Origin of the sequence: Aeromonas sp. DNRA1 (assembly GCF_963888745.1) — a bacterium.
Lineage (GTDB): Bacteria > Pseudomonadota > Gammaproteobacteria > Enterobacterales > Aeromonadaceae > Aeromonas > Aeromonas hydrophila.
Window position 1 is genome coordinate 311,591 of record NZ_CAWPKQ010000001.1, and the last position, 19,594, is coordinate 331,184.

The 19,594-nt window shown below is 61.3% G+C and carries 19 protein-coding genes; 1 reads left to right on the forward strand and 18 read right to left on the reverse strand.

Features of this window, described 5'->3' with window-relative positions; translation table 11 throughout:
- Positions 1-142: 142 nt before the first annotated feature.
- Entirely contained in the window at positions 143-1,633 is a 1,491-nt protein-coding gene (gene mltF / locus AACQ43_RS01400; protein WP_076359685.1) for a membrane-bound lytic murein transglycosylase MltF, read from the forward strand.
- Positions 1,634-1,991: 358 nt separating this feature from the next.
- Here mltF and AACQ43_RS01405 read toward each other — a convergent pair whose 3' ends face one another.
- From AACQ43_RS01405 to AACQ43_RS01490, 18 genes are all read right to left on the reverse strand, one after another.
- Entirely contained in the window at positions 1,992-2,225 is a 234-nt protein-coding gene (locus AACQ43_RS01405; protein ID WP_041216326.1) for a zinc ribbon domain-containing protein, read from the reverse strand.
- 103 nt (positions 2,226-2,328) lie between these two features.
- Positions 2,329-3,828 carry a ribosome biogenesis GTPase Der gene (der, locus tag AACQ43_RS01410; protein WP_011705649.1) on the reverse strand — a complete coding sequence of 500 codons (1,500 nt, stop codon included), beginning with the start codon at positions 3,826-3,828 and terminating at the stop codon, positions 2,329-2,331.
- Between the two features lie 74 nt (positions 3,829-3,902).
- The gene (bamB, locus tag AACQ43_RS01415; protein ID WP_146061877.1) at positions 3,903-5,087 is read right to left on the reverse strand and encodes an outer membrane protein assembly factor BamB; all 1,185 of its coding nucleotides are present in this window, start codon (positions 5,085-5,087) and stop codon (positions 3,903-3,905) included.
- On the reverse strand, positions 5,080-5,730 hold the full coding sequence (locus AACQ43_RS01420) for a YfgM family protein (RefSeq protein WP_076359689.1): 651 nt from the start codon (positions 5,728-5,730) through the stop codon (positions 5,080-5,082). The genes bamB and AACQ43_RS01420 overlap by 8 nt, the downstream gene beginning before the upstream one ends.
- A gap of 3 nt (positions 5,731-5,733) precedes the next feature.
- Complete coding sequence (gene hisS, locus AACQ43_RS01425; protein WP_101148888.1) at positions 5,734-7,011, reverse strand: histidine--tRNA ligase; 1,278 nt, start codon at positions 7,009-7,011, stop codon at positions 5,734-5,736.
- Positions 7,012-7,149: 138 nt separating this feature from the next.
- A complete protein-coding gene (gene ispG / locus AACQ43_RS01430; RefSeq protein ID WP_168965533.1) occupies positions 7,150-8,265 on the reverse strand; it encodes a flavodoxin-dependent (E)-4-hydroxy-3-methylbut-2-enyl-diphosphate synthase in 1,116 nt (371 codons plus the stop codon).
- A gap of 10 nt (positions 8,266-8,275) precedes the next feature.
- Positions 8,276-9,214, reverse strand: a complete 939-nt coding sequence (gene rodZ / locus AACQ43_RS01435; protein ID WP_073349805.1) for a cytoskeleton protein RodZ — start codon at positions 9,212-9,214, stop codon at positions 8,276-8,278.
- Positions 9,204-9,995 carry a PilW family type IVa pilus biogenesis/stability lipoprotein TapF gene (gene tapF / locus AACQ43_RS01440; RefSeq protein ID WP_211162438.1) on the reverse strand — a complete coding sequence of 264 codons (792 nt, stop codon included), beginning with the start codon at positions 9,993-9,995 and terminating at the stop codon, positions 9,204-9,206. The genes rodZ and tapF overlap by 11 nt, the downstream gene beginning before the upstream one ends.
- A gap of 12 nt (positions 9,996-10,007) precedes the next feature.
- Positions 10,008-11,111 (reverse strand): bifunctional tRNA (adenosine(37)-C2)-methyltransferase TrmG/ribosomal RNA large subunit methyltransferase RlmN, encoded by a 1,104-nt coding sequence (locus AACQ43_RS01445; RefSeq protein ID WP_011705642.1) that lies wholly within the window; start codon positions 11,109-11,111, stop codon positions 10,008-10,010.
- Between the two features lie 168 nt (positions 11,112-11,279).
- Positions 11,280-11,708: a nucleoside-diphosphate kinase gene (ndk, locus tag AACQ43_RS01450; RefSeq protein ID WP_011705641.1), complete on the reverse strand. Its 429-nt coding sequence runs from the start codon at positions 11,706-11,708 to the stop codon at positions 11,280-11,282.
- Positions 11,709-11,977: 269 nt separating this feature from the next.
- Positions 11,978-13,261, reverse strand: a complete 1,284-nt coding sequence (gene pepB / locus AACQ43_RS01455) for an aminopeptidase PepB (protein WP_076359697.1) — start codon at positions 13,259-13,261, stop codon at positions 11,978-11,980.
- Positions 13,258-14,559, reverse strand: coding sequence for an aminopeptidase PepB (gene pepB / locus AACQ43_RS01460; RefSeq protein WP_076359699.1), 1,302 nt, complete (start codon positions 14,557-14,559; stop codon positions 13,258-13,260). Before pepB (AACQ43_RS01460) ends, pepB (AACQ43_RS01455) begins: the two co-directional genes overlap by 4 nt.
- Positions 14,560-14,716: 157 nt before the next feature.
- Positions 14,717-15,055, reverse strand: coding sequence for an ISC system 2Fe-2S type ferredoxin (gene fdx / locus AACQ43_RS01465; protein WP_005299781.1), 339 nt, complete (start codon positions 15,053-15,055; stop codon positions 14,717-14,719).
- 1 nt (position 15,056) lies between these two features.
- Positions 15,057-16,904 carry a Fe-S protein assembly chaperone HscA gene (gene hscA / locus AACQ43_RS01470; protein WP_168965537.1) on the reverse strand — a complete coding sequence of 616 codons (1,848 nt, stop codon included), beginning with the start codon at positions 16,902-16,904 and terminating at the stop codon, positions 15,057-15,059.
- Positions 16,905-16,932: 28 nt separating this feature from the next.
- The gene (hscB, locus tag AACQ43_RS01475; protein WP_016350399.1) at positions 16,933-17,451 is read right to left on the reverse strand and encodes a co-chaperone HscB; all 519 of its coding nucleotides are present in this window, start codon (positions 17,449-17,451) and stop codon (positions 16,933-16,935) included.
- Between the two features lie 122 nt (positions 17,452-17,573).
- Positions 17,574-17,897 (reverse strand): iron-sulfur cluster assembly protein IscA, encoded by a 324-nt coding sequence (iscA, locus tag AACQ43_RS01480; protein WP_011705636.1) that lies wholly within the window; start codon positions 17,895-17,897, stop codon positions 17,574-17,576.
- Positions 17,898-17,912: 15 nt separating this feature from the next.
- Complete coding sequence (iscU, locus tag AACQ43_RS01485) at positions 17,913-18,296, reverse strand: Fe-S cluster assembly scaffold IscU (RefSeq protein WP_005299770.1); 384 nt, start codon at positions 18,294-18,296, stop codon at positions 17,913-17,915.
- A 41-nt stretch (positions 18,297-18,337) separates the two neighbouring features.
- On the reverse strand, positions 18,338-19,552 hold the full coding sequence (locus AACQ43_RS01490; protein ID WP_168965539.1) for an IscS subfamily cysteine desulfurase: 1,215 nt from the start codon (positions 19,550-19,552) through the stop codon (positions 18,338-18,340).
- Between the last annotated feature and the right edge of the window lie 42 nt (positions 19,553-19,594).

Below are 19,594 nucleotides of genomic sequence, written 5' to 3' on the forward strand. Positions count from 1 at the left end.
TTCTCACCAAGTGTTGAAGTGGGGGGGAATTGAGACGCGCGTATTATAGGGATCAGGCCCATGCCGGACAAACGTTTTTCTTGTTTTACCCAGTGTGACTCGGTGCACACTCTCTGGTATAAAGGTGCCTCTTTTTTGACAAATGCCGATTTTTTCAACAAGGGTACTCACCTACTTGCGCTGCATTTTTCGACTGTTTATCGGGCTGATGTTGCTGCTGACCCTGGTCGGTTGCGACTTCTACACCCCCTCCAGCCAGCTGGAGCAGATCCGCCAGCGAGGCGAGATCCGGGTTGGCACCATCTACGGCCCCACCTCTTATTACCAGCGTGACGACACCGCCCAGGGGTTCGATTACGAGCTGGCGAAGAGTTATGCCGACTGGCTGGGGGTCAAGCTGACCATTGTGCCGGTCTACTCCACCGCCGAACTGGTGGAACTGCTGAGAAAGGGCAAGCTGGATCTGGCTGCCGCCGCCATTGTGGTCACCCCGGAGCGACGCCAGCTGTTTCGCTTCGGTCCCGGCTTCTACCAGGTCTCCCCCAAGCTGGTCTATCGCAACGGTTCTCCCAAGCCCAAGGACATCGGCGATCTCAAGGGCAACATAGTGGTGCCGGCCGGTTCCACCGGCGAAGATCTGCTCAAGGAGCTGGCCAAGCAGTACCCCAACCTGAAGTGGAGCACCAATCGGGATGCCGACGTGGAGGAGCTGCTCAAGCAGGTGGCCGACGGCAAGATTGACTACACGGTAGTGCAGGATACCGTGCTGGCCCGCACCCAGCGCTACTACCCCGAGCTCACCGAAGGGATGACCCTGGCCAAGAACCAGACCGTGGCCTGGGCCATGACCAAGCTGCCGGACGACAGCCTCTACGCCAGCATCATCGACTTCTTCGGCCAGCGCTTCATGGACGGCGCCATCGCCAAGCTCGACGAGAAGTACTTTGGCCACGTGCAGAATTTCGACTTCGTCGACACCCGCACCTTCCTGCAGCGGGCCAAGAGCCTGCTGCCCAAGTATCAGGATCTGTTCAAGACCCACGCCAACGTGGTGGACTGGCGCCTGCTGGCCGCCATCAGCTATCAGGAATCCCACTGGGATCCGGAGGCGCGCTCCTACACCGGGGTGCGCGGCATGATGATGCTGACCGAGCCCACCGCCAAGGCGATGGGGGTCAACAACCGGCTGCACCCGGAGGAGAGCATCAAGGGCGGCGCCCGTTATCTGGAGCAGATGATGGAGAAGGTGCCGGCTTCGGTACCCGATGACGAGAAGGTGTGGTTTGCCCTCACCGCCTACAACATCGGTTACGGCCACATGATGGATGCCCGCCGCCTGACCAAGGAGCTCGGCAAGAATCCCGATGCCTGGAGCGATGTGAAAGAGGTGCTGCCGCTGCTGCAGCAGTCGCGCTGGCATCGCAAGGTACGCTACGGCTATGCCCGTGGCGGCGAGGCGCGCAACTACGTCAACAACGTGCGCCAGTACTACCAGAGCCTGCTCTGGCTCGACAACGAGCAACAGAAAGCCCACCGCCGTGAAGAGCTGGACGATGACGACAGCAGCGAGCCGCCCAGTGCCGAGCGCCCCACCGTCATCGCCGAAGTGGTCAAGCAGATCACCCTGCGCTGATCCCTTGTTGACAGGTTTGTTTTTCGGGTGGTTTCTCTGTTACCATCCGACCATACCGGAGCCTATCCGAAACTGTTTTTATCGCGCTATTTCATCCACTTGCACTCGGGATGACAGCACTTTCAGATAGGCTCCCATCATCACCCAAGGCCGGGATGGCCACCCAATGGGAGGAGACCAAGATGCGAGCTCGCAGAAGAACGACACTGGTCAGAAAAGCAAAGTGCGGCTGGAGCCCCAGACGCAAACTCAAGCTCAATGACATCAAACGCAAGATATGGCGGAGAAACCGCTCCTTCACCTTGCTGATAGCAGAACACACAGCATAAACCCGGCAATTGCCGGGTTTTTTATCGCCTCAATTCCCCGCCTGCGGGCTCACCTCAAAGACCACTGCCCGCTTCGATACCAGGCTGTTGCAGTGATTGCAGAAGTAATCCACCGCACCGCAGGCCTTGAGCCGTTCCAGCTCCTGCCGGCAGGTCGGGCAGAGAGCCCGGATCTGGAAACGGGCCTGGCACTGGCTGCAGGTGGTCTCGCGGCTGCGACTGTCCAGCTCGCCCTGACAGGCAGGGCAGTGAAGGTGGCTCATGGTTGGCTCCTTGCAAAGTGAATGTGCAGTGGGCCCACCCACTGCACATTCCCCTCCCCTTTTCCTAGAAAAAACGGCTGCCGGTGAGGGCAGCCGCTGGGCCTTATTTCTTGGCTTTGGCCTTGAGCAGGCGCTTGCGTTGACGCTCCTGGCTCAGGGTCAGGGTATTTTTCTTACCCTCGAACGGGTTGGCCGACTCCTGGAACTCGACCCGGACCGGCGTCCCCATGATCTTCAGCGACTTGCGGAAGTAGTTGATGAGGTAGCGCTTGTAGGAATCCGGCAAGTCGTTGAGCTGGTTGCCGTGGATCACGATGCGCGGCGGGTTGTAGCCACCGGCGTGGGCATATTTGAGCTTGACCCGGCGACCGTTCACCATCGGCGGCTGGTGGTCTTCCTGCGCCATCTGCATGATGCGGGTCAGCATGGCGGTGCTGGTACGGCGGGTGGCAGACTGGTAAGCCTCCTGGATGGACTCGAACAGGTGGCCGACGCCACTGCCGTGCAGGGCGGAGATGAAGTGCACGCGGGCGAAGTCGATGAAGCCCAGACGACGATCCAGCTCGTTCTTGACGTCCTCTTTCACCTTCTGATCCAGACCATCCCACTTGTTCACCACCAGTACCACGGAGCGGCCGGTGTTGAGCACGAAGCCAAGGATGCTCAAGTCCTGATCGGTGATGGTCTCCTGGGCGTCGATCACCAGCAGGCAGACGTTGGCATCTTCAATCGCCTTGAGGGTCTTGATGACGGAGAACTTCTCCACCGTCTCGTGCACCTTGCCGCGACGACGCACACCGGCGGTGTCGATGATGACGTACTTCTGCTCGTCACGCTCCATCGGGATGTAGACGGAGTCGCGGGTGGTACCCGGCATGTCATAGACGATGACCCGATCTTCACCCAGCATGCGGTTGGTCAGGGTGGATTTGCCGACGTTGGGGCGACCGACGATGGCAAACTTGATGGGCAGGTCGGCGAACGGCGTCTCCTTGGTATCTTCCTTGGTGTCCAGTTCACCGGCAGCCACCATGCGCAGCAGGGCTTCTTCGTCGAAGTCCTCTTCTTCCTCATCCTGCGCGGTTTCTTGTGTGGCGGCGTCGACCAGGGTCTCCAGATGGGGGGCCAGCGCCAGCTCCAGCAGGCTCAGTACACCACGACCGTGGGCGGCCGCCATCTGGTAGACCTCGCCCAGGGCCAGACCGTAGAACTCGGACACGGCGGAGTCACCGTCGATGCCGTCGGTCTTGTTGGCCACCAGAAACACCTTCTTGTGGGTCTTGCGCAGGTGCTCGGCGATGGCCTGATCCGCCGCGGTCAAACCGGCACGGGCATCCACCATGAACAGCACCACGTCGGCCTCTTCGATGGCCAGCAGGGACTGTTCGGCCATCTTCAGCTCGATCCCCTCTTCGGTGCCATCGATACCGCCGGTATCCACCACGATAAATTCCAGCTCGCCCAACTTCGCCTGGCCGTACTTGCGGTCCCGGGTCAGACCGGGGAAGTCAGCCACCAGGGCATCCCGGGTACGGGTCAGGCGGTTAAACAGGGTGGATTTCCCCACGTTGGGGCGGCCCACCAGGGCTACTACAGGAGTCATAAAAGCCTCATTCTCAAGACGACAAAGGCTCCGGGTCCGAAGACCAGGAGCCGGATATTCAGATTGACGGGCGATCAGGGACGCTGCAAAGCGTACAACTTGCCGCCACGGCTCTGCACATACAGGGTGTCACCATCCACCAGAGGGGCGGCGTACAGACCACTGCTGTCGAGCTGCTGCATGGCCTTGATGGTACCGTCGGTACGATCCAGCCAATACAGGTAACCTTCCACATCGCCGACCACCACATAGTCACCCAGGATGACGGGGGCGGTCACGGTGCGGTTTTCCAGCTGGGTATTGGACCACAGCTCGAGACCATTGCGACGGTCGACCGCAAACAGGTGGCTGCGGCTGTCGGTCAGCACGATGGCATTGCCGGTCACCGCCATGTCGCGGTAGCCGGAATACTTGCGCTTCCATACCTCGTCACCGGTCATCAGCTTGCGCGCCATCAGCTGGCCATTATAGGCGATGGCATAGAGCTCATCGCCGGCGATCAGCGGGGTGGCGTCCACGTCGACCATCCGATCCAGTTCGGTGGCACCACGCGGGTCGGCGACCTTGGACTGGCGCACCGGCTGACCGTTGCTGAGCAGGGCGATGCCCACCTTGCCATCGGCGCGGCCGTACAGCACGGCGCCGTTGGTGATGATGGGGGCGCCGGCGCTGCGCAGGGTCAACGGCGGCTGTTCTTCCGCCAGGGTCCACTGCAGCTTGCCTTCATCGGTATCGAGCGCCACCAGACGACCCGAAGTCGTCAGCACCACCACCCGGCCATCTTCGACGGCAGGGCTCGCCACCACTTCACCCGGGACCGTAGTCTGCCAAAGCACTTCACCGTTCTCCTGGTTCAGGGCGTACACCACCCCGTTCTCGGAACCCAGGAACAGCTTCCCGTAACGGGATACCAGGCCACCGGAGAGGCGGGCGCTGCGCTTGTCGGCGTTGATCGGCAAGTCAGCCAGATCCACGCTCCACAGCTCCTTGCCGCTTTCGCGGTCAAAGGCGGTCACGTCGCCATCGCGGGCCGCCGCATAAATGCGCTCCTCTTCCACCACCGGCTTGAGCTGGGAGTAGAAGTCGCCGATGCCATCACCCACCGAGGAGGACCAGTTGGTATCGGCCGTGAAGGCGGACTCGACCTTGGGCAGTGGCGCCATCGGGTTGAGATCCTCTTCCGAACTGAACAGGGAGCACCCCTGCAGGGCGAAGGAGACCGCAGCCCCCAACACCACCATCTTGAACAGATTACGCATCCGGAGCCTCACCCGTGGTCACCGCTGGCAACGCCAGATCGTCCATTTTCAGCTTGAGCTCGGCGCTGCCCTGCAGGCCGCCGGCATCGGCCGCCGCCTGATAGGCATCGCGCGCCTCTTCGGCCTTGCCCTGCTTGAGCAGCACGTCGCCGCGCACTTCCGCAACCTGAGCCTTGAAGGCATCGTTGTTGATCTTGCCAAGCTGGGCCAGCGCCTCGTCAGCCTTGCCCTGATCATTCAAAACCCGGGCCAGACGCAGGGCAGCGATGGGACGAATGCTCTCGTCACCGCTGGTGGCCACCTGGGTCAGCTGCTCGGCGGCCAGATCCAGCTTGCCAGCCTTGACGGCGGCGGCGGCCAGCTGCAGGGCAGCCAGTTCGGCATAGGAGTCACCCTTGTGGGCGCTGATGAAGCTTTGCGCCTGCTCGAAGCCGGCGGCATCGCCCTTGGCAAGCTGGGCGGCCATCTCGTTGTAAGCCTGGGAGGCGGCCTCCTGGCTGGTCTGCTGATGCTCGTTGTAGTAGCGCCAGCCAAAGAGTCCAACCAGACCGATAACAGTTCCTGCGATCACCGAGGTTCCGTTCTCTTTCCACCAGCTCTTGATGACCTCAACCTGTTGTTCTTCGGTGGTATAAACTTCCACAGCTTACTCTCCTTTGGCTGCCAGCAGGGCAATGGCGGCGTCGACCGTGACGGTCTGTTGCTCGGCCTGGCCACGCAGATATTTGATGGTGATCTCCCCGTTTTGCACCTCGGTCTCGCCAAGGATCAGGGCAATGGCCGCGCCGCTCTTGTCGGCACGCTTGAGTTGTTTCTTGAAGTTGCCGCCGCCGCAGTGGCTCATCAGGCGCAAGTCAGGCAGGGCATCGCGCAGCCGCTCGGCCAGCTGGAAACCGGCCTGTTCAGTGCCCTCGCCCACCATGGCCAGGTAGACATCCACCGCCGGGCGGATATCAGCGTTGAGTTCGAGGGTCTCGAGCATCAGCACCAGTCGCTCCATGCCCATGGCAAAACCCACAGCCGGCGTCGGTTGACCACCGAGCTGCTCCACCAGACCGTCGTAACGACCACCGGCACAGACGGTGCCCTGAGCGCCCAGACTGTTGGTGACCCACTCGAACACGGTGAGGTTGTAGTAGTCGAGGCCGCGTACCAGCCGCTCGTTCACTTCATACTGGATGCCGGCGGATTCGAGCAGGCGCTTGAGCCCCTCGAAGTGGGCCAGGCTCTCTTCGCCCAGGTGATCGAACAGACGCGGGGCGCCGACCAGAATGGCTTGTACCTTCTCGTCCTTGGAGTCGAGCACCCGCAGCGGGTTGCTGTACATGCGGCGCTGGCTCTCTTCGTCCAGCTGATCCTTGTACTGCTCCAGGTAGGCGACCAGCGCATCGCGGTAAGCGGCGCGTTCGCTGCTCTGGCCGAGGGTGTTGAGCTGCAGGGTCACGTGTTCGCTGATGCCGAACAGACGCCACAGGCGGTGAGTCAGCATGATGAGCTCGGCATCGATGTCCGGCCCGTTGATGCCGAACAGCTCGACCCCGAACTGGTGGAACTGGCGATAACGGCCCTTCTGGGGACGCTCGTGACGGAACATGGGGCCCATGTACCACATCCGGCGTTCCTGATTGTAAAGCAGACCGTGCTCGATGCCGGCCCGCACGCAGCTGGCGGTACCTTCCGGACGCAGGCTCAGGCTGTCGCCGTTACGGTCTTCAAAGGTGTACATCTCTTTTTCGACCACGTCGGTCACTTCACCGATGGCGCGCTTGAACAGATGGGTCTGCTCGACAATCGGCATGCGCACTTCGCTGTAGCCATAGCTGGCCACGACCTGGCGCAGGATCTGTTCTACTTTCTGCCATACCGGGCTCTGCTCCGGCAGGCAATCATTCATACCGCGAATAGCTTGGATCTGTTTTGCCACGTTGATACTCGAGAAAAAGAGGTAAAATTTGGCCGCATTATAGGGATTTTCGACCCCGAGGTAAAATCAGGGTATTCCAATGCGGGATGTAAAATCAGCAACCTAAAGACAGGGCCACCCTGAGTGGCCCTTGGTTGCTCAACCCTCGTCCACCTGGATCTGGTTGGCCGGATCCAGCATGGCGGCCCGGGCGCGAATGCGGCGCTCCAGGGTCGGGATGAGATCCTTGTTGTCGAGCCGGTCCACCCGCTGACCACCCTCGTAGAAGGCGCTCTTGTTAGCCGCCCCCGCCAGACCCAGATCCGAGACCAGCGCCTCGCCCGGGCCGTTCACCACGCAACCGATGATGGAGACATCCATCGGAGTGATAATGTCTTCCAGTCGCTCTTCCAGGGCGTTGACCGTACCGATGACGTCAAACTCCTGGCGGGAGCAGGAGGGACAGGCGATGAAGTTGATGCCGCGGGAGCGGATACGCAGGGATTTCAGGATGTCGAAACCCACCTTGATCTCTTCCACCGGATCGGCCGCCAGCGAGATGCGCAAGGTGTCGCCGATGCCTTCGCTCAGCAGCATGCCAAGACCGATGGCGGACTTCACCGCGCCGGCGCGAAAACCGCCCGCTTCGGTGATGCCAAGGTGCAGCGGCTGTTCAATCTGCTTGGCCAGCAGGCGATAGGCGCCGACTGCCAGGAAGACGTCGGACGCCTTGACGCTCACCTTGAAGTTGTCGAAGTTCAGGCGATCCAGATAGTCCACGTGACGCATGGCTGACTCGAGCAACGCCTCCGGGGTCGGCTCGCCGTACTTCTCCTGAATGTCTTTCTCCAGCGAGCCGCCGTTGACGCCGATGCGGATCGGGATGTTGTAGTGACGGGCACAGTCGACCACGGCGCGGACCCGCTCCTCGTTGCCGATGTTGCCCGGGTTGATGCGCAGGCAATCGGCACCGTACTCGGCCACTTTCAGGGCAATACGGTAGTCGAAGTGGATATCGGCGACGATGGGAATACGGGTCTGCTGCTTGATGAGCTTGAAGGATTCCGCCGCTTCCATGGTGGGCACCGAGACCCGCACGATGTCGGCGCCAACCCGCTCGATCCGCTGGATCTGCTCGACGGTGGCGGCCACGTCCGTGGTCTTGGTGTTGGTCATGGTCTGCACCGTGATGGGGGCATCGCCCCCAACCGGTACATTACCGACCATGATCTGCCTGGATTTACGACGAATGATGGGAGATTCGTGAGCGGACATGGCGGACAGATTACTCCTGCGGCAGTGAGAGGCGAGCAGTCCGGCCGTTGTTGTAACGGCTCATGTCGATGGACTTGCCCTGATATTCGATATTGACGGCCATGGGCGCACCAATGATGAATTTGAGCGGCTCGGGTCCTTCCAGTACCAGTTCGTCATTGGCCTTCTTGAGGCCGCTGAACAGGGTCTTGCCCTTGGCATCCTTGACATCCAGCCAGCAGTCGGCGGTGAAGCTCATCTTCAGCTGGGGCACCTTGGCCGGCTCGCTCGCGGCGGTGTCGGCAGCCGGTTGCGTGGCAGTGGCGGCAGAGGTCGCAACAGCCGTGGTCGCCACGGCGCTGCTGGCATCGACCGGCATCGTGGTCACGGCGGCGCTCGCCACGGGGTCAACCGAGGTCGCGGCCGCAGCGGAAGTTGCCGGAGCAACCACAGGGTCAGCCACGTCCACCGCCGGCGGCACGGTGGCGCTCGGGGTGTTGCTGGTTGCGCCCATTTCAGTCGCGGCCAGGGCCTCGTCACCGGCGGAGCGACGCGCCGTGCTCTGCCACCACCAGGCGACGGAGAGCGCGATCAGCACCAGGATCACCAGCCAGGTGACAACCTTGAGGCGGCTGTCGTTGGCCTGCTGACGGGAGCGACGAGAGAAGCTCTGCATGTCGATGTTGTCGGGGGGCGTCAGCCCCAGCTTGTCATAAGCCGCGAGGATGGTCTCTTCCGGGATACCGACCAGCTTGGCATAAGTACGCAGATAGCCGCGAATGAAGGTATGGGACGTATGCTTGTCATACGTATCCGATTCGATCGCGGCAATCAGGGTCAGACGAAGGTGAATGCGAGACGCAACCTGTTCTCGCGTCCAGCCGAGCTGTTCACGGGCGTTGCGCAGCAGCTGGCCTGGGCCAACTGCCTGGGAGTCGTCTTGAAAATCGTGTGGCTGTTCAGTAGTCATTGGCTAAGTAACGCTTGGCTTGTTGCGAAGTGGGATATTGCCTTACCAGCTCAGTCCCGAATTGGTGAAGTAATGCTGGTTTGTCCATGGCCTGCGCCAGCCGCAATCTCAACCAGAGACTGTTCTCGTTCTCGTCTGACACATCAGCAAAACGGGCGAGATAGGCCTGCACATCAGGCAGCTTGCCATCTTTCATGGAAAGCTCAGCCATGTCCAGCAATAACCTTGGATTGCGGGGATTATACCCCAAGGCCAAGCGATAATACTCGCTTGCTTTATCATTTCTGCGATTTTGCGCGGCGCAAAGTGCCGCGTTTTCATAGGTATCGGCAATCTTGATGTAGTTGGGCTGGCTGACAGCCTGCAGGAAGGCCTTTTCCGCCTCGTCGAAGCGACCACGATTGCAAAGGAAGGCGCCATAGTTGTTCATCGCGTCAGCATTGGACGGATCCATGGCAAGGGCTGTCTTGTAGCTCTCTTCGGCCGCCTTGAAATCCTCCACCTGCTGGTAGAAGTAGGCAAAACCGATGTAAACCTGAGGGTTGGCAGGGTCATACTGCAGCGCGCGGTCAAGATTGAACTTGGCCTGCTCGGCGTTGCCCTGTTGCAGATATTGAATACCCAAATCCAGACGGGTCTGGGCTGCCGCCTTGAGATCGGGCCCCACTTCACGCTGGGTGGAATTCTGGCCAGCGTAAGTGGTCTCGGTAACACAACCAGGCAGCGCGCAGAGCGCTGCCACTACGATCAATGTACGTGTATCCATTCCCTGACTATACAATGGCTTAGCAAGTTAAACCATTTTGACGGAAATCCCATCCTGTTGCATCCGATTTTTCATGGTGCGCTTGGTACGATCGATCACCTCCCCCACCAGCTGGCCGCAGGCCGCATCGATGTCGTCGCCACGGGTCTTGCGCACGATGACGGTGAAGCCGTACTCCATCAAGACCTTGGAAAAACGGTCGATACGGCTGTTGCTCGGCTTGCCGTAGGGATTGCCCGGGAAGGGGTTGAACGGAATCAGGTTGATCTTGCTCGGGGTATCCTTGAGCACCTTGGCCAGCTCGTGGGCGTGCTGCATGTCGTCATTGATATGATCGAGCAGCACATATTCCACCGTCACCCGGCCGCCGTTGGCGTTGGACTTGCCGAGGTAGCGACGAACACCGGCGAGGAACTCCTCGATGTTGTACTTGTCGTTGATCGGCATGATCTCGGAGCGCAGCTTGTCGTTGGGTGCGTGCAGGGATATGGCCAGGGCCACGTCAATCTGGTCGCCCAGCATGTCCAGCGCCGGCACTACGCCGGAGGTGGAGATGGTCACCCGGCGCTTGGAGATACCGTAGCCAAAGTCGTCCATCATCAGGCGCATGGCCGGTACCACGTTGGCGAGGTTGAGCAGCGGCTCACCCATCCCCATCATCACCACGTTGGTGATGGGACGCTTGCCGCCGACGATCTTGGCAGCGCGCCATACCTGGCCGATGATCTCGGAAACTTTCAGGTTGCGGTTGAAGCCTTGCTGGGCGGTAGAGCAGAACTTGCACTCCAGGGCGCAGCCTACCTGGGAGGAGACGCACAGGGTCGCCCGATCCTCTTCCGGAATGTAGACAGTCTCCACCTCCTGACCGCCAACCTGCAGCGCCCACTTGATGGTGCCGTCGGAGGAGCGCTGTTCGCGGCTCACTTCCGGCGCCCGGATCTCGGCGATCGCCTTGAGGCGCTCGCGCAGCACCTTGTTGACGTTGTTCATCTGATCGAAATCATCACAACCAAAGTGATAGATCCACTTCATCACCTGATCTGCCCGAAACGGCTTCTCGCCCAGTTCGACGAAGAAGGCACGCATGGCATCTCGATCAAGATCCAGCAGGTTGGTTTTTGTTTCGCTCATCAAGGGCCTCAGCTCACACACTTCATAAATTATCGGCTGACCTACGTCAGGGGGCGGCATTGTACAAATTATGGGTCCGGCTTTCCACCTGGAGAATAAGTGGATATTGACCGAATGACCAAAAAACAAAAGGGAGCCGAGGCTCCCTTGGGGTTCTTTCGACAGAAATCAGCCGCGCGGGCAGATCTCGGCGTCGGAGAAGAAGTAGGCGATTTCACGGGCAGCGGAGGCCGGTGCATCGGAGCCGTGTACGGCGTTGCGGTCGATGCTCTCGGCGAAGCAGGCACGCAGAGTGCCGGCCAGGGCCTCTTTCGGGTTGGTAGCGCCCATGATTTCACGGTGGCGGCGGATGGCCTCTTCGCCTTCCAGCACCTGGATCATGACGGGGCCGGAGGTCATGAAGCTGACCAGGCCGTCATAAAAAGGCTTGCCCTGGTGCTCGGCATAGAAACCGGCGGCTTGCTCGCTGCTCATGTGCAGCATTTTTGCGGCGATGACTTTCAGGCCAGCGCTCTCGAAACGGTTGTAGATGGCACCGATCAGGTTCTTGCTGACGGCATCCGGCTTGATGATGGAGAAGGTACGTTCGATGGCCATTGAGATCTTTCCTTAACTACAGAGATTTATTGTTAGAATCCATGTTCGGCGGCGATTATACGTAAACAAAAAGCGAAATAACACACAGAAAAGCAACTTTTTATTAAACAAATTCTTCCCTAAAACAACATCACCACTCATCTTGGCCCAGGCCGGCAGGAAAAAATGTGCGCTTGTGCACGATAGTCGTGTTAACCCCCTGAAACCCAGGCTATTGTTCACCCTCTCCCTGTCGAAAGGGCACCCGCAGGTGCCCTTGTCGTTGCCGGTCAGCGGACCTCCGCCAGCAGGGTGTGGGCGATGGTGCGCATCCCCAGGGTGTTGGCCCCCGGTGCCCACAGGTTGTCTCCGTTCTCGCTGAAACAGGCGGCGAGATCGACGTGCAGCCAGCCCTGCCCCTCATTGGCGACGAAGCGGGAGAGGAAGCCCGCAGCGTTGGAGGCACCACCCGGACCGCCGCCCGGCACGGGCCGGCTGTTGGCGGTGTCGGCATAGTGGGACGGGCACTGCTGGCGATGCCAGGGTTCCAGCGGCAGTGGCCAGGCGGGTTCCTGCTCGGCATCCGCATAACCCATGGCACGGCTCACCAGCCCCTTGTCCAGTCCGAACAGGGCGTTGTAACGTCCCCCCAGCGCCATCACCGCCGCCCCGGTGAGGGTCGCGGCGTCGATGACCAGCGGGGCGCCGGAATCCCCGGCCAGCTGCAGGCCGTCGGCCAGCACCAGTCGCCCCTCGGCGTCGGTGTTGACGATCTCCACCGTGGTGCCGTTCTTGTAGGTGAGGATGTCACCCAGCTTGTAGGCGTGGCCGGAGACCAAGTTCTCGGCGCAGCAGAGGATGAGCTTCACCCGCTTGTCGAGGCCACGCAGAATGGCCAGTGCCAGGGCGCCGGTGACGATGGCGGCACCGCCCATGTCGTGCTTCATGGTCAGCATGCCCTGAGAGGTCTTCATGGAGTAGCCGCCAGAGTCGAAGGTGATGCCCTTGCCCACCAGCGCTGCCGCCACCGGGGCTTTGGGATCCTTGCTCGGGTTGAAGTCCAGCTCAAGCAGCACGGGCTCGCGCTCGCTGCCACGGCCGACCTGGTAGAGACCGACCCAGCCCGCCTGCTGCAAGGCTTCGCCCTTGAGGATGCGATGACTGATCCGGTCCGGCGCCAGCTCGGTGATAAAGGCAGCAGCTTCAACCGCCAGCTCCAGCGGCCCCAGCTGTTCCGGCGTTGCATTGGTCATCTCCCGCACCCAGCGCCCGCACAGCCAGCGCGCCTCCAGCTCCTCTCGATCCTCCTCGGACGAAGTGGCCCACTGCAGTTCGACCTCCACCTTGGGGGTCTGCAGCCCTTGGGCAAAGGCCCACTGCTGCTCGCGCTCCCAGTGACCGGCCAGCACCACCTGCTGGATCCCCTGACTGCACAGACGCCGTGCCGCCTGCTGGATATCCAGCAAGGGGCTGGCGGTCACCAGATGGATCACCATGCCGTCGGCGCGGTGGGAGAGCAGCGCCCCCTCACCCCACTCGGCCGGCGCAAACTCTCTGCTCAACCAGACGTTCATGCGCTCACCTCCTGCAACCAGCGGGCAATCGTGCGCAGACCATGGCCCTTGGCCCCGGTCGCCCACAGATCATTGCCCGACTTCTGATAGGAAGCGGCCAGATCCAGGTGCACCCAGCCCTTGCCTTCGTCACGCACGAAGCGCGACAGGAAGGCCGCCGCGGTGGTGGCACCTGCGGTGCCTTCGGCGGACGCCACGTTGCCCAGCTCGGCAAACGCGGAGGTAAGCTGGCCCGCATGCCAGGGCTCCAGCGGCAGCGCCCAGGCCTGCTCGTTTTCGGCTTTGGCGGCAGCCAGCGCGCGTACCTGCTCGGCCTCATCGAGGGCAAACACGGCGTTGTAATCGCGACCCAACGCGGTCTTGGCGGCGCCGGTCAGGGTGGCGGCGTCGAGGATGTAGGCAGCCCCGCTTTCGCTGGCGGCCAGCAGGCCGTCAGCCAACACCAGGCGACCTTCCGCGTCGGTGTTCTGGATCTCGACCGAGATGCCGTTGCGATAGGTGAGGATATCGCCGAGCTTGAAGGCATGGCCGGAGACCAGGTTTTCGGCGCAGCAGAGGATGAGTTTCACTCGCTTGTTCAGGCCGCGGCTGATGGCCAGCGCCAGCGCGCCGGTCACCATGGCGGCGCCGCCCATGTCGGACTTCATCGGCAGCATGTTGTCGGAGGACTTCATGGAGTAGCCACCGGAATCGAAGGTGATCCCCTTGCCCACCAGCGCAGCCTGCACGGGGGCATTGGCATCCCCGGTCGGGTTGTAGTCGAGCTCCAGCAGCACGGGCTCGCGCTCGCTGCCGCGGCCCACCGACCAGATCCCGATGTGACCGGCCTCCTGCAGCGCCTCCCCGGCGGTAATGCGGGCGGTCACCTTGTCACCGGCGAGACTGCGGATGAGCAGCAGGGCGGATTCCGCCAGGCTCATGGGGTAGATCTCCTGCGGGCACCCGTTGGTCACCTCGCGCACCCAGCGGGTCGCTTTGAGCAAAGCCGCCAGCTCGGCAGCCTCCTGATCGCTCTGCTCGCCGAAATCGAGCTCGCGAACCCCCTTGGCGGCATAGAAGCCTTGGGCAAAGGCGTAGCGACGTTCCCCATTCCAGCCCTCACCCACCAGCTTGACGCGCTTGATGCCGCTCGCCTCGAGGCGTCTGGCAGCGCGCTGGATGGCGCGCAGCGCCTCCTTCTCCTGGCCGCAGCCCAGATGGAGATGGGCTTCGTCTCCGTTGAAACTGAGCAGGGCACCCTCGCCCCAGTGGGCGGCAGCAGCCTGGGAAGACAACCGTACGTTCATCATGTCAGCCATGTTCTCTTGCTTCCTTTTTATTGGCACTTTCATCAACGAATAGGGAAATCACGGGCACAAAAAAGGCCGCTCCCTCAAGGGTCACGGCCTTCACCATATCATTACTGCACCACGAGATGCTGCACGCGCAATTCACTCATGTGTAATTAAGGGGTCATCAGTGGCGCTCAGACGCCAGATTCAGGGTGTACTTGGGCAGTTCCACCACCAGATCCTCGTCCGCCAGTCTGGCCTGGCAGCTGAGACGGGATTCCGGCTCCAGCCCCCACGCCTTGTCCAGCATGTCGTCTTCCAGCTCGTCGCTCGGCTCGAGGGAGTCGAAGCCTTCACGCACCACGCAGTGGCAGGTGGTGCAGGCACAGGACTTCTCGCAGGCATGCTCGATCTCGATGCCGTTGCGCAGCGCGATGTCCAGAATGGTTTCACCGGTCGCGCCTTCGAGGGCCGCGCCGTCCGGACAGAGCTCGGGATGGGGCAGAATAATCAGTTTTGGCATATTACACCTTGTTGACGTTTTGTCCGGTCAGCACCTTGCGGATGGAGGCATCCATCCGGCGGGCTGCAAATTCGCCACTGGCAGCGTCCGCCGCCTCGATGGCCTCTTTGATCTGGTTGGTGGTGCCCGTGCTGCGCATGGTCAGCAGATGGGCAATGGCGGCATCCAGCTCGGCTCGCTCGGCGGGGCTCAATAAAGCCTCGCCATCGGCAGCCAGCGCGGCGTTGAGACTCTCGACCACCCGGTCGGCCTCGACCTGCTGCTCCGCCAGCATGCGGGCGTCCATGTCCTGCTGGGCATTGGCGATGGAGGCGCTCAGCATGTTGAGGATGTCATCCTCACCAAGTCCATACGAGGGCTTGACCTGGATCTCGGCCTGCACGCCGGAGGATTTTTCCATGGCGCTGACCGACAGCAGACCGTCCGCATCCACCTGGAAGGTGACGCGAATGTGGGCCGCCCCCGCCGCCATGGGCGGAATGCCGGTCAGGGTGAAGCGGGCCAAGGATCGGCAATCGGCCACCAGCTCGCGCTCGCCCTGCACCACGTGGATCGCCATCGCGGTCTGGCCATCCTTGAAGGTGGTGAACTCCTGGGCGCGGGCCACCGGAATGGTGGTATTGCGCGGGATCACCTTCTCGGCAAGGCCACCCATGGTCTCAAGACCCAGGGAGAGCGGGATGACATCCAGCAGCAGCATCTCGGCGTCGGGCTTGTTGCCCACCAGGATGTCGGCCTGGATGGCGGCACCGATGGCCACCACCTTGTCGGGGTCGATGCTGGTCAAGGGCGGACGCTGGAAGAACTCGCCCACCAGCTCGCGCACCAGCGGCACCCGGGTCGAACCGCCGACCATCACCACTTCCAGCACCTCTTCCTGCTCGAGCCCCGCATCGCGCAGGGCGCGGCGGCAGGCCAGCAGGGTGCGCTTGACCAGCGGCTGGATCAGCTCGTCAAACTGACTGCGGGTGACAGAGCCCTGCCAACAGGCAAAGGTGCAGGGAACGGTGTCGGCGTCGGTCAGACCGTGTTTGACCGCGGCGGCCACATCCAGCAGCTCACGCTGCAGACGGGCATCCAGCTCGCCAGTCAAACCGGCTTGTTCTTTCAACCAGTCTGCCAGCAGGTGATCGAAATCATCGCCGCCGAGGGCCGAATCGCCACCGGTGGCCATCACCTCAAATACCCCGCGATGCAGACGCAGGATGGAGATATCGAAGGTGCCGCCACCCAGGTCATAAACAGCGATCACCCCTTCCTGACCGGAGTCGAGGCCATAGGCGATGGCGGCGGCGGTCGGTTCGTTGAGCAGGCGCAGCACGTGCAGACCGGCCAGGCGGGCCGCATCCTTGGTGCCCTGGCGCTGGGCGTCATCGAAATAGGCGGGCACTGTGATGACCACGCCGTCGAGATCGCCACCGAGGGCGGCAGCGCCCCGCTCGGCCAGTTTCTTGAGGATCTCGGCCGAGACCTGAACCGGGTTGACCAGCCCTTGACGGGTCTGCAACTGCGGCATGCCGTTGTCGGCTGCCACGAATTGATAGGGCTGCTGGCGGGTATCAATGTCGGCCAGCGCCTTGCCCATCATCCGCTTGGCGGAAACGATGGTGTTGTGCGGGTCGAGGGCGGCCTCGCGCTTGGCATCGACGCCGACCCGGATGGTGTCAGCCTGGTAATGCACGACGGAGGGCAGCAGATCACGCCCCTGCTCGTCGCAGAGGGTATCGGCCTGACCGCTGCGCACGGCGGCGACCAGCGAGTTGGTAGTGCCAAGATCGATGCCAACGGCACGTTTGTGCTGATGAGGTGCGGCGCTCTGGCCGGGCTCGGCGATTTGCAGTAATGCCATGGGTAATCAAACTTCCAGCGTTAAAGGATCAAGACTCGAACAGCGAGTCTTCGAATCGTTCCAGCTCCTCGAGGAGCTTGTCGACAAACTTGAGTTTGCGAACACAATCAGCCGCTCGCGGATCCTCGCCTGTGGCGAGGGCCTGGGTCAGCTGCTGCATCAACAACTGGTGATCATGCCTGATCTCCTGGCGAAAATCCTTGATGGCACGCTCAGGGTCAGTCTCCCCTTTCAGGTCGGCCAGCCGCTCGCGCCACTCCAGTTGCTGCATCAGAAACGCGGTATCTTGCAACGTCTGTTGCTCGCCACGAAGTTCAGTGCCACGCAGGGAGAGCAGGTACTCGGCTCGGCGCAGGGGCGCCTTGAGGGTAGTGAAGGCATCGTTGATCTGGGCGGCACGTTGCACCGCAGCCAGCTGCTCCCGCTCGGGGGCGGTGGCAAAACGATCGGGATGAAACTGGGTTTGCAACTGGCGGTAGGTCTCTGCCAGCTGACGGGTATCGAGCTCGAAGCCTTCAACCAGCCCAAACAGCTCGAAATAATTCATGCAGACCTCTTAGACACTGATGCTGCCCCCATGCCGCTCGCGCTCAGGTGGGCGAAGCGGCATGGTTGAACCGGCCGTGGCCGGCCAGTTCAACGGACAAGCGATCATGTGTTGCACACATCTCAGACACTGAAGCTTTCGCCGCAACCACACTCGCCCTTGGCGTTGGGGTTGTTGAACTGGAAGCCCTCGTTGAGGCCCTCCTTGACGAAATCCAGTTCGGTGCCATCCAGGTGGATCAGACTCTTGGCATCGACGATGATCTTAACCCCGTCCTGCTCGAATACCTGATCTTCATCTGCCAGCTCATCGACGAACTCGAGCACATAGGCAAGACCCGAGCAGCCGGTGGTCTTGACGCCTAGGCGCAGGCCGATGCCCTTGCCCCGGTTGGTCAGAAACGAGGAAACCCGTGCCGCTGCGGCATCTGTCATGGTAATGGCCATACTGCGCTCCTGACCTTAGAGACCTTTCTTCTGCTTGTAATCGGCGATGGCGGCCTTGATGGCATCCTCGGCCAGAATGGAGCAGTGGATCTTCACCGGTGGCAGCGCCAGCTCTTCGGCGATGTCGGTGTTCTTGATACCGGCCGCTTCATCCAGGGTCTTGCCCTTGACCCACTCGGTCACCAGAGAGCTGGAGGCGATGGCGGAACCACAACCGTAGGTCTTGAACTTGGCATCTTCGATGATGCCATCGTCGCTGATCTTCAGCTGCAGCTTCATCACGTCACCACAGGCCGGTGCACCGACCATGCCGGTAGCGATGCTGGGATCGTTCTTGTCGAAGCCGCCTACGTTACGGGGGTTCTCGTAGTGGTCGATTACTTTTTCACTGTAAGCCATATCTAACTCCTGCTAATTCCGTTGAACACCGATCCCGCGGATCAGTGATGAGCCCATTCGACCGTGTTCAGATCGACGCCGTCCTTGTACATCTCCCACAGGGGAGACATCTCGCGCAGACGACCGATGGAGTCACGGATAAGCTTGATTGCGTAATCAATCTCTTCCTCGGTGGTGAAGCGACCCATGCTGAAACGGATGGAGCTGTGCGCCAGCTCGTCGTTCAGGCCCAGTGCGCGCAGCACGTAGGAGGGCTCCAGGCTGGCCGAGGTACAGGCAGAACCGGAAGAGACCGCCAGATCCTTCAGCGCCATGATGAGGGATTCCCCTTCCACATAGGCGAAGCTGACGTTGAGGTTGCCCGGCACCCGCTGTTCCAGGTCACCGTTGATGTAGACCTCTTCGATATCCTTGATGCCGTCCCACAGACGCTGACGCAGGGCCATGATGCGCTGACCTTCGCTCACCATCTCTTCCTTGGCGATGCGGAAGGCTTCGCCCATGCCGACGATCTGGTGAGTCGGCAGGGTGCCGGAACGCATGCCGCGCTCATGGCCACCACCGTGCATCTGGGCTTCCAGGCGCACACGCGGCTTGCGACGCACGTAGAGGGCACCAATGCCTTTCGGGCCGTATACCTTGTGAGCGGACATGGAGAGCAGGTCAACCTTGAGCGCCTCCACGTCCACCGGGATCTTGCCCACGCTCTGTACCGCATCCACGTGCAGCAGGATTTTGCGGGAGCGGCACAGCTCGCCGATGGCGGCAATGTTTTGCACCACGCCGATCTCGTTGTTGACGTGCATGATGCTGACCAGGATGGTGTCATCACGCAGGGCGCCTTCGATCTGTTCTTGGGTGAACAGGCCATTGGGCATCGGCTCGAGGTAGGTTACCTCATAGCCTTCGCGCTCCAGCTGGCGACAGGTATCCAGTACCGCCTTGTGTTCGGTCTTGGAGGTAACGATGTGCTTGCCCTTGCCGGCGTAGAAATGGGCGACGCCCTTGATGGCGAGGTTGTTGGATTCAGTCGCACCGGAGGTGAAGACGATCTCGCGCGGGTCGGCACCGATCAGCTCTGCCACTTGATTACGGGCCAGATCGACCGCCTCTTCGGCTTGCCAGCCAAAGCGGTGGGAACGGGAAGCTGGATTGCCGAACAGGCCATCCATGGTGAGACACTGCATCATTTTTTCTGCGACACGCGGGTCCACCGGACAGGTTGCCGAATAATCAAGGTAAATAGGCAGTTTCATGTTTTTCTCCGTTACAGCCAGGGTCATACATCGACCAGCTGT

Coding starts and splice junctions, on each gene's coding strand:
- mltF (WP_076359685.1), top strand. CDS start 143: ATGCCGATTTTTTCAACAAGGGTACTCACCTACTTGCGCTGCATTTTT.
- AACQ43_RS01405 (WP_041216326.1), bottom strand. CDS start 2,225: ATGAGCCACCTTCACTGCCCTGCCTGTCAGGGCGAGCTGGACAGTCGC.
- der (WP_011705649.1), bottom strand. CDS start 3,828: ATGACTCCTGTAGTAGCCCTGGTGGGCCGCCCCAACGTGGGGAAATCC.
- bamB (WP_146061877.1), bottom strand. CDS start 5,087: ATGCGTAATCTGTTCAAGATGGTGGTGTTGGGGGCTGCGGTCTCCTTC.
- ispG (WP_168965533.1), bottom strand. CDS start 8,265: ATGTCCGCTCACGAATCTCCCATCATTCGTCGTAAATCCAGGCAGATC.
- rodZ (WP_073349805.1), bottom strand. CDS start 9,214: ATGACTACTGAACAGCCACACGATTTTCAAGACGACTCCCAGGCAGTT.
- AACQ43_RS01445 (WP_011705642.1), bottom strand. CDS start 11,111: ATGAGCGAAACAAAAACCAACCTGCTGGATCTTGATCGAGATGCCATG.
- ndk (WP_011705641.1), bottom strand. CDS start 11,708: ATGGCCATCGAACGTACCTTCTCCATCATCAAGCCGGATGCCGTCAGC.
- pepB (WP_076359697.1), bottom strand. CDS start 13,261: ATGAACGTCTGGTTGAGCAGAGAGTTTGCGCCGGCCGAGTGGGGTGAG.
- pepB (WP_076359699.1), bottom strand. CDS start 14,559: ATGGCTGACATGATGAACGTACGGTTGTCTTCCCAGGCTGCTGCCGCC.
- fdx (WP_005299781.1), bottom strand. CDS start 15,055: ATGCCAAAACTGATTATTCTGCCCCATCCCGAGCTCTGTCCGGACGGC.
- hscA (WP_168965537.1), bottom strand. CDS start 16,904: ATGGCATTACTGCAAATCGCCGAGCCCGGCCAGAGCGCCGCACCTCAT.
- hscB (WP_016350399.1), bottom strand. CDS start 17,451: ATGAATTATTTCGAGCTGTTTGGGCTGGTTGAAGGCTTCGAGCTCGAT.
- iscA (WP_011705636.1), bottom strand. CDS start 17,897: ATGGCCATTACCATGACAGATGCCGCAGCGGCACGGGTTTCCTCGTTT.
- iscU (WP_005299770.1), bottom strand. CDS start 18,296: ATGGCTTACAGTGAAAAAGTAATCGACCACTACGAGAACCCCCGTAAC.
- AACQ43_RS01490 (WP_168965539.1), bottom strand. CDS start 19,552: ATGAAACTGCCTATTTACCTTGATTATTCGGCAACCTGTCCGGTGGAC.